The following is a 9,336-nucleotide window of genomic DNA, read 5'->3' on the forward strand; positions in this document are numbered from 1 at the left end:
CATTTCAGATTAGGTAAATGTGATGTAGAACAGGTTTTTCATGATGATTTTGGATGGGAATTTATTTTGAAGGGAAGAAGAATGAAAATAAAAGAATTTCTGATGGCGGGATTTGTAGTAGTCGCCCTGCCTGTCGTCGCCCATGCTGAAGATATTTCCTGGGTCAACAAGACATATACGCCTGATGTCCTGAAGGATTCCCGTGCGGGTGATATCAATGCTGATATCAAAAAACTGACGGGAAGCGATTACAAGGTTATCAACGGGTTCCTGCACGGGGTCGTGGGGCCTGCAAGCGTTGTCAACAACATTGCCTATATTTCCGGCTGCCAGCCCCATATGTGCATGAATTTCACGACGATCGCATTTGATGGCAATGGTCATTACTGGGGCTATCTGGAAAACATGGATGCACATTATACGCATACATATGACAAGATATATGGCCACCCTTCACCCGAGATCCTGGCCATGTTGAAGAACCGGGGTGTCGTGAAATAACGTCGTACTGTGAATGAAAAAGATCATCTGCATGGATGATCTTTTTTCTGATACGTTATTTTTGAATCAGTATGTGTATTGTAAATCTACTGCTGTTTAAGAACGAATGATGTCTGGTTAGGCCGACGTTTGAATACCGGTCGTGCTGATTCCTGCCCAGACCGGTTTCATCATGGCGGCGGACAACTGTCCTTCCGGTTGGAACTGAAAATGGGGCCGGGTTACGCTCATCGCGCAGAATACGTTTGGCCTCTTTCCATTTCTGTTGTGCGTCCGTCAGGGTAACAGATGGATGATTGCCCAGTGTCAGCGTTTTTTCCTGCTTCTGGAATTTGTAGCAGAGCCGCCAGATTTTCTTGCCACTGACCGTGACATGCACAAATAATCCTCCGGCGTGGCCGAACGGATTTTTGTGTTGGTCAGCATGCAGTTCTCCTTTACCCGCTCCATACCCGCGATTTGCTGATACTTGCTGGTTATGTCTGATACAAATAGGGAACAACAGGGATAGGAAAAACACAAAAAAGGCCAGAAAACCAGCCTTCGGAAACAGATTGGTATGGGTTGGGATGCCGGTTTGGCGGAGAGGGTGGGATTCGAACCCACGGTACGCTCACACGCACGGCGGTTTTCAAGACCGCTGCCTTCAACCGCTCGGCCACCTCTCCATATCGTCTGTTTAGCTAGGTCTGCCGCCGCCGTCTAGATGTCAGCATGCACAAAAACCGCTACATTCATGGGGTCTCTGTGCCGTCTTTTGTGCCGACATGCAGCACGCGGTCCAGTTCATCTGCTGTCAGGGCGGACAGGTAGATCTCGGTCGTCTTGACCGAGGTGTGCCCCAGATGGCGGCTTAGCCGGTAGATGTCGCCGCCTGTCTTGAGCCATCGGATGGCGAAGGCGTGGCGGAGGTCATGGATGCGGAAACGGGTAAAGGGAATCCCCTCTGCTTCACAGCGTGCTGCTACCCGGCGCATGATCTGTCCGTAGTTCGAAGCTGCGTTGCGATAGGGCTGTCCATCCCGGTTTGGGAACAGGCAGCCGGTACGGGGTGTCTGCCCAAGCAATGCGGTTGCGTTTCCGCCCGGTGTGACCCATGCGATCGTGCGCGGCCGACTCGTCTTGGTGCGGAGTAGCCGGATCTGCTGGCGTTCATGGTCCACGTTGTCGCCTGTCAGACTGACGGCCTCGTTTTCCCGCATGCCGGTCTGTTCCAGCAGGTCGAGAATCGCCGCCATGCCGGGCGGGCAGGCAGCCTTGACCCGCGCTACCGAATCGGGGCAGGGCAGCGTGATCGGGTCGCGTCGTTCGCGGATGATCGTGCGGTCAAAGGACAGGGCCGGATTGCTGGTGATCCAGCCCCATGCCACGCAGGCCGACAGCAGGCGGGACAGGGCGGTCAGGTCCCGGCGGATAGTGGCGTTGGTGACACACCCCGACCGGCTGGATACAAAATTGGAAATCAGTCGGGTGGTGATGTCACGCACCCGCACGCCCTTGAATGTGGCTTCCAGACTGCGGATGGAGATGGTGTAGCGCCGCATGGTCTGGGGCTTGACCGAGGTTTCCAGCACTTCGGTGATCCAGCGGATGACCGCTTCCTCAAAAAGCTGGTCACTGTCCCCGGTTACGGCCTCGCGCTCGAGTTCCGTTTTCCACTGCCGGAGCCTGCGCCGCGCTTCCCGCGGGTCAGTCGTGCGTAGGCTGCTTCTATGCTCGCGGCTGGCAATCTGGACCCGGCCCCAATATATTTTGCCCCGAAGGTAGATGTTGGCGTTGGCGCGGCCTGACAAACCTGGGCCTCCTGATTATTGATCCATGCGTGGACCTTGATGGGATCGAACGTCCAGATCCGGCCAAACTTGGCCGCACCGGGTATCTGCCCGGCTGAGGCCAGCTTCTGGATCTGGCGGGTGGAAAGGGTGGTGATGCGGGCAACATCGGCCAGACGCACCCGCTGCGTGATCTGGGGGATGGTGTCCATGCCGCTATCGCCCTGCAATTTCCGTCGCGACAAGCGCCGCCAGGTATTGCCGTTCCTCAATGGTGGCGTTCGGGTTCAGCACGGCCCATGACCGGGCCAGCATACGGAGCGATTCTGCAATGGTCTGTTCTCCCATGGGAATGGCGCGTACCCTGCGGTCATAGGCGTGCGGCTCAGGGTTGAATTCAGGGCGCGGGCCTTCATCGTCCATGCTGGTGTCGGTCACGATGTTTTCTCCTTCTGGAGCACGAAGGGCGGAAGGCCTTCCCGCGTGCGCCATGCATTGATACGGGCCAGCGTGCCCCGGCAGGCAGGCGGCAGCCTGTTGCTGCGGGCCCATGCAGCGATTTCCTGTATGGTGGCGCGGATATGGCCCGCGGTTGCCGCCTGCTGGTGATGGAGCATCTGCAGGGCCGCGATACTGAACGCGCCATCACGCGTGCGGAGGGCGAGGGGCTGCCGGGGCGGGGTGGCTTCCTGCTGCGCCGCCTGCTTGCGTCGGGCTGCCTCGCGCAGGCGCTCGGCATCGGGGTGCGGGTCGTTTTCCTGCAACACGCGGATCAGGCGCTGGCGGATAGAGGTGCCATGCACCCCGAATATCCTGCCGATATTCGTCCAGGTCCGGCCTTCCGCCCGCATGGAGCGGATCAGGGCATCGTCCTGCAGGGTATAACGACGGTCGGGCTTGTGGACAGCCATTACGCATGTCCCGGCGTATGGTGAATGTTGGCGATCGGCCGCAGTTCATTGCGGCGGAGGGCGGCACCATCGGCGATCTGCTTTATGAACCCGACGATTTCTGCATCGGAATATCCCTGCTGCGTATAGCTGCGGACCATGCTTATCAGATGGCCCTGCAGGCGCAGGCAGAAAGCGGCCTCGTTATCCGTTGCCCCGAGTTCCGCAATCAGGGCACCCATGCCGCGGGGCGTGATCGAGATATTGTCGAGATCGTCGCTCATGCCGAGGCTCCCATGGCCAGTGTGTCGCGGGCGAGAGCGGCCAGCATGTTCTGAGCACAATCCAGCCGTTCGGAGGGTTCGAGCAGGTCAGGGGCAAACAGGGACAGGGCACGCGCTCGGGCGGTATTGCCTGCCGGGGTATGGGCTTCCAGCGCCGTGATCCGTTCCATCAGCGCGCGGCTTTCTTCCTCAAATGGGGCGCATGCGAGTGTGGCAGCATCCTCTTCCTGCCGAGTTTTAGCCTCAGTCCAGAGCTTGTTGCTTCGCGCTTCAATCACACAGAAGCGATTGCAGTCATTAATCAGGGCAATGTCCGGATTTACGCCGGACTGCGGGGCAGCAGCGGCCAGATGGCGGGCAAATGCTGCCAGGTGTCTGGAGTCGGATGTCGGCTCGCCGCCTTCCTTCACGCCGGGATCGGACTCCACGATTGCCTGCGCCATGGCAGCAAAGCCCTGCAGCGAAGTTGGCTTACAGCGTATGAGGTCATCCATCATGTCCTCCCGCTTGTTCACCAGACGCACCAGTGCTTCATTCCCGGCTTCATCATTGGGGAAATGATCGGCTGCATCATCAACATGCCGCCCGAAAGTCGTGGCCGCCGTCGCCTTCGCTATGACCGAGGCATCCCGACCAGCCGGCGATGGCAGGTACCCATCCAGAATGGCCGAAACCAGCATGCGGTGAATGTTTTCCAGGGCAGGGCATTTGTCGCCTTCCGCAAGGGAATTTTCCAGCGTGCGCGCGATACGCGCCAGACTGACTACATCTTCTGCCGACTGGACGGTCTGCTTCTGCGTGGCATCCACGTTGGCCCAGTAATCCATGAGAACCTGCGGGCCATGATCTATGGGCCATTCGTTATCAGGGACATTTCCGATTTCGACAAACTGCCGCTCCATCGTATCGGCCAGATCGCGGAGGGCCGATGGCGTGGCTTCGGCTTCCGTGCCTAGGATGCGCTGGATTTCATGCGTCGGTGCCAGGGCATCGATATCGATCCCGGTGTGCATCAGAAAACGCAGGATACCGTAGATAATCTGCTGGAACTGTGCAGCGTGGTTCTCCACATGGATTGGGTTGTGTTTGTAACTTTTCAGCATGAACAGGCGATCTGTTGATGCCCCCAATATGGCCGCAATATCATGCAGATTATCTGGCTGCATGGTAATGATGCGGTCGATCAGGGCATGGTATTCTTCAAGGTAGAGGTTATAGCCCAATCCGGCAGGATCTTCCGTCTGCTCCAGCTTATCGATGGTGGCGCTTACCACAGCCAACCGCCGTCCGATCTGTGTTGGCGTGGCAAAAGCAGGCAGGTCAACCGGAGCCGCGACCTGCTCCAGAACCCGGTCAATCTGGTCCTCCACAACAATGGCGGGCGCAGGCATCTGGACGCACTTCGGGCGTGAGATGGTTTCGGACATTTTTCGATTTCCTTGAATACTTGTATCAGGCTGGTAATGGCAGCCGATCGGGATTGATTACTTTTGCAGGGTCAGGGTGTTCAGCCGGTCCACCCCGGCATCAAGCAGGGTGCGGGCGGCGGCGGCCCCGTACCGGCCAAGGATGATCTCGGTGGCGTTGTTGACCAGCAGGACGGCTGCGGCGAAGTCGGCAGGCAGGCCATCTGCCGGAAGGCGGTTGAGGGACGTGATGTAGCGTTCCACCTTGCCGTGCGCGTCTGTCACCATGCCCGCGATCATGAGGGCGCTGTCAGCATCGGTCTGTTTCGCACCCATCAGCGCAACCCTCCCTGAACATCTTCAATAATCATGATCCGGCGCTGGACCGGCGGTGGTGCAGGCTTGCTGCCGTCAACAGCATCCAGCACCGCATTCTCGGCCGCACTGAGCAGTTCACGAGGAGGACGGGGCAGTCCAGCCTTGATCCATGCCCACGCACCGGCTGACTTGCCCCACTGGCGCGAAGCCTGCCGGCACGCGCCGATGCGGGCGTTCAGTTCGGTCGGTTCCATGGTGGCCAGAGGGTTACGGGGCAGGTCCGGCTGCCGGGGCGCGCGGAAGTAGCCGGTGACCAGTTCGCGCTGCACCGTCCATGCCAGATCGTCCGTGAAGGACTTCACCAGCATCAGGTAACCGCTTTCGGTCAGCAGGGTGATTTCACCGCGTGCTTTGGCGGAAATCTCCATGATTTTGTTCCGACGAATTTCGTCGGTGCAAACGGAGAAGAAATCTGTGTCTTCAATGAAGCGTTTGCGGTTGGCGCGGAAGTTACGCCCTGCGGTATCCTCGGTCCGCTGGTGTAGGGCATCAACCATAGCCAGCGTGACGACACGCTGCCCACGATATTCCAGAATGGATACCGGCCTGCCATTAATCGTGACGTTACTCATGCCGCATTCCCTTCACCGCGAAGGGCAGGGAATAGCGACAGCAGCCGTTCACGCGCCTTGCCGCCATAGAACACTTCATGTTCCACGGAATTGTCGTTCAGCGTTTCCGCCATGTCCTGCGCGATTTCGTACACCCGGCGGTCGTCCAGATTGAGGGCGAGCAGTTCCAGCACGTTCTCCCACATCAGGCACAGCTTGCTGCACTGGTCATCGGCCAACGCAATCAGCTTCTCGCGCGACAGGTTCTGGATGGCCTCGCCAAAGTCGATTTCAGCGTGGGACAGGGCAGGGGCTGGGGATGTTTGATTTGCCATACTGGGCGAACCAATGTCAGCATCCATCCGTTTTGCGGACGCATGCTGGGGCACAAGGGACTGCCTTGCTACCGCCCGCTTCGCCTTTTCATCGCTACGTGTCTCTTCAAGAATGGTGACCAGCTCACTGGCCATGGTCCGGACCCGGCCTGCTGCGCGATCCTCAAGCCATCGCTTGAGATCTGGCGGCAGGCGGAAGTGCAGTCGCGCACCCTCGATCCGTCCGTGTCGTCCTGACATTAAGCCTCTCCCGACTCAAAATGAGTGTCTCACCAGCGTCAGGAGGTATATCGGCCACGGGATTTCCGTGGGTTCAGCCGCTCCGTCAACAGGTGATAGGCGGAAGATACAACAAAAATTACAATCTACAAGTCTTTTTGTATGCTTTCCCTTTCAATCAGTTTGATCTCACGCCATCTGTCAACAAGGTCATTACGTGGCACTCCAAAATGAGCCCCTAAAATAGTATGCACTGCTACAATTTCATTTTTTGGTATTTTTATTGTAAAAGGGAAATCTACGTTTTCATCGAGATCTTCTTTTTTTAATTTTGAGTTAGATATGTAATGATCTATAACTAACCCTTGATCGATAATTTCTATAAAATCATCACTTTCATTTATATATTCACACATAATAAATGTATTTGTCTTATGCCAAATTATTATTGGCGTATTTATCAAAACTCTTTTTTCAGGAGTGATGTACAAGACTGTGTCTGTCAGATCCCTATGCATGATTACGGAAGGGTTTTTTGTTCCATTGACATATAATGCATAGGATCTGGGAATATCTTTTAGATAGCCCGGTCTGGGAAGCCATTCTGCTGGGCTTGTATTTAAAATATTATAAAAGGCCCAATAGGAAAGCCTTCTTGCTCTATCCTCAGTGATGCTCTGATGAATACCGCGAATCCATAGAAAAAGCATATTCGCTATATGGTCTCGCGCGGGCGCGGGCATATTTGCGACTGCTATAGGAGACGCAATGTAGAGAGGAACGGAATGATCTACGTAGGGAATATTAGGAACGTCAAAACGCCAGTCTTCCCGTTCATCTATTTTTTTATCTGTTTTCTGAAATAATACCATTGGCCCAGTGCCTATAGGGATTATTTCTCCAGGTTCCACTCCCGCCGTTATATTCTCGTAGCCGTGCTGAAGCCAAATTGCATCAACCTCCAAGATCTGCGCAATTTTCAATAAGTGCCGACTACTGCTGGTGGTACCCGCTTCCATTGCTTGTATAGCTTGAGGTGTAATTCCAACTGCACGAGCGAGCGCAGACTGCGACATACTTTTCTTTTTCCGTGCCCTTTTTAGGCGGGATGCAAAATCACTTTCCATAGTTCTATTGTAATAGATTTTCCCATCCCCAGATTACAAAAATGCTTGTAACTCGAGAGGTTTTTTGGGTATTTATGTCATATGAAAACGCACGTTTTACAAAAAGCTGTAAATTTTTTTGGCAGTCAAAGTGGATTGGCGAAGGCTGTCGGCAAAAAACAAGGACATGTGTGGTGGTGGTTGAACAAGTCAACGCGCGTTCCAGTGGAAATTGCTCTCCGTATTGAAAAGGCGACACGAGGTGAAATCTCGCGCGAAGAACTCCGCCCTGACCTGTTCGATGGCGTGACGGTCGTGCGGCCCACTGGGCAGTTTGTGCAGGGAGAGAGCGGGCAGTGAGCAATCACGCGATCGAACATGTTATCCAGCACGCTCAGGACATGGGAGTAATCATTCCCAAGTCAGCGCAGTTGAGTTCGTTGCCAGACCATACCCGCGAACAATTAATTCAAGAACTTTCTGCGAAATTGTCCGGAGACCGTTTTGAAGATAGCCTGACATCATTTCTGCAGGAACTTGGGCTGACAGGGTGGCTTGCCACTCCTTGCCTTCAGTCGATCCGCGCAGGGATAGGGTCACTTCTACAGAGCCAGGCAAAATACCTTCGCCTTCGCGACGTAAACCAAGAAGTGTTACTTTCAATGTTGCCGCAGGTGCAGGCATCCCGTTCATCCTCTGTGCAAGATGGTGAAAACGGGAAGGAGGTTACGACTCCTTCCCGTGCTGAAACTGTAGCCACGTCTGGTGATGCGGCCCTACAGCCCGGTACGCATGGCACGGGTGAGAGCATCTGATGCCCTGTGCTGCTCTCTCCCTAAACCACCCCGACATGCTGCAGCCCGTGGATCAGCCGGTTCAGCGGCTGGCTCACCACCGGCGCCATGGGAATGGTGGTGACCGGCAGCAGGGTGGGCGACAGGATCGTGGCGCTCAGCGCCGTACACAGCTTTGCGGCCTGCACGTATTCATACGCACCGGCCTGCGCGCGCAGTTGCGCCAGCCCCAGCAGGGCCATGTCGATGCGCGACAGGGCGTCCAGCCCCGTCGTGGCATCGTTCCGTTTTCCAGTTTCCTCCATACGCTCCTTCATCCTGTTGCTGTTCCCGGCCTCGACAACCGGAATCTTGCAACAGGAATTGTCCAATGGCGTGGAGTATGTCGTCCAGGCGCGTGGAGCATTTTGTCCGAGGGGCACAAATGACAGCCGAAATCGCAGTCAATGAGTTCGCCGATATCGTCACGGAAGCCGTCCGCGCCCGCAAGGAGGCACGCGGGCTGAAGGCGGCCATCCACGATACCGCGCGGCTTCTTGGCCTGACGGAACGGCGGGTCCGCGCTTGTATCTATCGCGAAATCAGGAGCGTTACCGCAGGCGAATGGCTGCGCGTGCGCGCCCGGTTCGCGGCCCACCTGGAGGCCGAACAGCGACGACACATCGCTGAGGCCGAACTGCTAAGCGCACGTCTCGATGCGCTCAAGAAAGAGGCTGCATGATCTGGGAATGGTTTTGCCTGAAGATGGCCGCCCGCTGGCGGTCCATCTGCCGCATCCACATCCACAATGCCGAAATTGCCAAGTGGCGGGCCGACCTGTGGCACAGGCGGTCGCGTCGATGAGGGGCCACGCACATCCCTCCATCACTCCCGACAAAGTTTCCCGGGCGGTCAACACAGACCGGCCCCAGCACGGAACACACGCATGAACGTCATTCCCATGCCCCGGCGCGGCCATAACAGCCGCCATTTCCCCGAAGATCCCGTCATGCGCGACATGCTCATGCAGGGCGGTCACAAGGCCGATCTGGCCCGCATGTTCATGGCGCGGCAGGAAGAGGTGGTCCCCATTTTTCGGACAGGGCGATAAGCTATCATCT

16 protein-coding genes and 1 tRNA gene are annotated in these 9,336 nt (G+C 56.3%); 4 read left to right on the forward strand and 13 right to left on the reverse strand.

The window, feature by feature from the left end:
• Window positions 1-81: 81 nt before the first annotated feature.
• Window positions 82-501: a hypothetical protein gene (locus tag B7449_RS04340; RefSeq protein ID WP_039734585.1), complete on the forward strand. Its 420-nt coding sequence runs from the start codon at window positions 82-84 to the stop codon at window positions 499-501.
• Window positions 502-556: 55 nt separating this feature from the next.
• Here B7449_RS04340 and B7449_RS04345 read toward each other — a convergent pair whose 3' ends face one another.
• The 11 genes from B7449_RS04345 to B7449_RS04395 all read right to left on the reverse strand — a co-directional run bounded on the left by B7449_RS04345 (window position 557) and on the right by B7449_RS04395 (window position 7,463).
• Entirely contained in the window at window positions 557-1,021 is a 465-nt protein-coding gene (locus B7449_RS04345; protein WP_158003638.1) for an Arm DNA-binding domain-containing protein, read from the reverse strand.
• A gap of 58 nt (window positions 1,022-1,079) precedes the next feature.
• A tRNA-Ser gene (locus tag B7449_RS04350) sits at window positions 1,080-1,169 on the reverse strand.
• Between the two features lie 66 nt (window positions 1,170-1,235).
• Window positions 1,236-2,294: a tyrosine-type recombinase/integrase gene (locus B7449_RS04355; protein ID WP_039734584.1), complete on the reverse strand. Its 1,059-nt coding sequence runs from the start codon at window positions 2,292-2,294 to the stop codon at window positions 1,236-1,238.
• A gap of 195 nt (window positions 2,295-2,489) precedes the next feature.
• Window positions 2,490-2,711 carry a hypothetical protein gene (locus B7449_RS04360; RefSeq protein WP_039734582.1) on the reverse strand — a complete coding sequence of 74 codons (222 nt, stop codon included), beginning with the start codon at window positions 2,709-2,711 and terminating at the stop codon, window positions 2,490-2,492.
• A complete protein-coding gene (locus B7449_RS04365) occupies window positions 2,708-3,184 on the reverse strand; it encodes a hypothetical protein (RefSeq protein WP_039734581.1) in 477 nt (158 codons plus the stop codon). The genes B7449_RS04360 and B7449_RS04365 overlap by 4 nt, the downstream gene beginning before the upstream one ends.
• Window positions 3,184-3,447 (reverse strand): hypothetical protein, encoded by a 264-nt coding sequence (locus tag B7449_RS04370; RefSeq protein WP_039734580.1) that lies wholly within the window; start codon window positions 3,445-3,447, stop codon window positions 3,184-3,186. The genes B7449_RS04365 and B7449_RS04370 overlap by 1 nt, the downstream gene beginning before the upstream one ends.
• Window positions 3,444-4,874, reverse strand: a complete 1,431-nt coding sequence (locus B7449_RS04375; RefSeq protein WP_039734579.1) for a hypothetical protein — start codon at window positions 4,872-4,874, stop codon at window positions 3,444-3,446. The genes B7449_RS04370 and B7449_RS04375 overlap by 4 nt, the downstream gene beginning before the upstream one ends.
• Before the next feature lie 57 nt (window positions 4,875-4,931).
• Complete coding sequence (locus B7449_RS04380; protein ID WP_039734578.1) at window positions 4,932-5,189, reverse strand: hypothetical protein; 258 nt, start codon at window positions 5,187-5,189, stop codon at window positions 4,932-4,934.
• Window positions 5,189-5,803 (reverse strand): ORF6N domain-containing protein, encoded by a 615-nt coding sequence (locus B7449_RS04385; RefSeq protein ID WP_052279998.1) that lies wholly within the window; start codon window positions 5,801-5,803, stop codon window positions 5,189-5,191. The genes B7449_RS04380 and B7449_RS04385 overlap by 1 nt, the downstream gene beginning before the upstream one ends.
• Entirely contained in the window at window positions 5,800-6,357 is a 558-nt protein-coding gene (locus B7449_RS04390; protein ID WP_141654686.1) for a hypothetical protein, read from the reverse strand. The genes B7449_RS04385 and B7449_RS04390 overlap by 4 nt, the downstream gene beginning before the upstream one ends.
• A gap of 125 nt (window positions 6,358-6,482) precedes the next feature.
• Entirely contained in the window at window positions 6,483-7,463 is a 981-nt protein-coding gene (locus tag B7449_RS04395; RefSeq protein ID WP_082084754.1) for a helix-turn-helix domain-containing protein, read from the reverse strand.
• An 81-nt stretch (window positions 7,464-7,544) separates the two neighbouring features.
• Between B7449_RS04395 and B7449_RS04400 the strand changes: the two genes are divergently transcribed.
• Window positions 7,545-7,802 (forward strand): transcriptional regulator, encoded by a 258-nt coding sequence (locus tag B7449_RS04400; protein WP_082084755.1) that lies wholly within the window; start codon window positions 7,545-7,547, stop codon window positions 7,800-7,802.
• 51 nt (window positions 7,803-7,853) lie between these two features.
• Here the strand turns inward: B7449_RS04400 and B7449_RS19665 are convergent, their stop codons facing one another.
• Window positions 7,854-8,126, reverse strand: coding sequence for a hypothetical protein (locus B7449_RS19665; RefSeq protein WP_141654685.1), 273 nt, complete (start codon window positions 8,124-8,126; stop codon window positions 7,854-7,856).
• A 151-nt stretch (window positions 8,127-8,277) separates the two neighbouring features.
• Window positions 8,278-8,541, reverse strand: coding sequence for a hypothetical protein (locus tag B7449_RS04405; protein WP_039734576.1), 264 nt, complete (start codon window positions 8,539-8,541; stop codon window positions 8,278-8,280).
• 119 nt (window positions 8,542-8,660) lie between these two features.
• Between B7449_RS04405 and B7449_RS04410 the strand changes: the two genes are divergently transcribed.
• Both B7449_RS04410 and B7449_RS20995 read left to right on the forward strand, forming a co-directional pair.
• Complete coding sequence (locus tag B7449_RS04410; protein WP_141654683.1) at window positions 8,661-8,957, forward strand: hypothetical protein; 297 nt, start codon at window positions 8,661-8,663, stop codon at window positions 8,955-8,957.
• Window positions 8,958-9,161: 204 nt separating this feature from the next.
• Window positions 9,162-9,326 carry a hypothetical protein gene (locus B7449_RS20995; protein WP_158003636.1) on the forward strand — a complete coding sequence of 55 codons (165 nt, stop codon included), beginning with the start codon at window positions 9,162-9,164 and terminating at the stop codon, window positions 9,324-9,326.
• Window positions 9,327-9,336: the final 10 nt, after the last annotated feature.

It is taken from the genome of Komagataeibacter intermedius TF2 (assembly GCF_000964425.1).
Taxonomy (GTDB): domain Bacteria; phylum Pseudomonadota; class Alphaproteobacteria; order Acetobacterales; family Acetobacteraceae; genus Komagataeibacter; species Komagataeibacter intermedius.

Bases quoted from the DNA above. Each gene is read 5' to 3' on its own strand.
- B7449_RS04395 (WP_082084754.1), bottom strand. From the start codon at position 7,463: ATGGAAAGTGATTTTGCATCCCGCCTAAAAAGGGCACGGAAAAAGAAA.
- B7449_RS04390 (WP_141654686.1), bottom strand. From the start codon at position 6,357: ATGTCAGGACGACACGGACGGATCGAGGGTGCGCGACTGCACTTCCGC.
- B7449_RS04405 (WP_039734576.1), bottom strand. From the start codon at position 8,541: ATGGAGGAAACTGGAAAACGGAACGATGCCACGACGGGGCTGGACGCC.
- B7449_RS04365 (WP_039734581.1), bottom strand. From the start codon at position 3,184: ATGGCTGTCCACAAGCCCGACCGTCGTTATACCCTGCAGGACGATGCC.
- B7449_RS04400 (WP_082084755.1), top strand. From the start codon at position 7,545: ATGAAAACGCACGTTTTACAAAAAGCTGTAAATTTTTTTGGCAGTCAA.
- B7449_RS04370 (WP_039734580.1), bottom strand. From the start codon at position 3,447: ATGAGCGACGATCTCGACAATATCTCGATCACGCCCCGCGGCATGGGT.
- B7449_RS04340 (WP_039734585.1), top strand. From the start codon at position 82: ATGAAAATAAAAGAATTTCTGATGGCGGGATTTGTAGTAGTCGCCCTG.
- B7449_RS04385 (WP_052279998.1), bottom strand. From the start codon at position 5,803: ATGAGTAACGTCACGATTAATGGCAGGCCGGTATCCATTCTGGAATAT.
- B7449_RS04380 (WP_039734578.1), bottom strand. From the start codon at position 5,189: ATGGGTGCGAAACAGACCGATGCTGACAGCGCCCTCATGATCGCGGGC.
- B7449_RS19665 (WP_141654685.1), bottom strand. From the start codon at position 8,126: ATGCCTGCACCTGCGGCAACATTGAAAGTAACACTTCTTGGTTTACGT.
- B7449_RS04410 (WP_141654683.1), top strand. From the start codon at position 8,661: ATGACAGCCGAAATCGCAGTCAATGAGTTCGCCGATATCGTCACGGAA.
- B7449_RS04375 (WP_039734579.1), bottom strand. From the start codon at position 4,874: ATGTCCGAAACCATCTCACGCCCGAAGTGCGTCCAGATGCCTGCGCCC.
- B7449_RS20995 (WP_158003636.1), top strand. From the start codon at position 9,162: ATGAACGTCATTCCCATGCCCCGGCGCGGCCATAACAGCCGCCATTTC.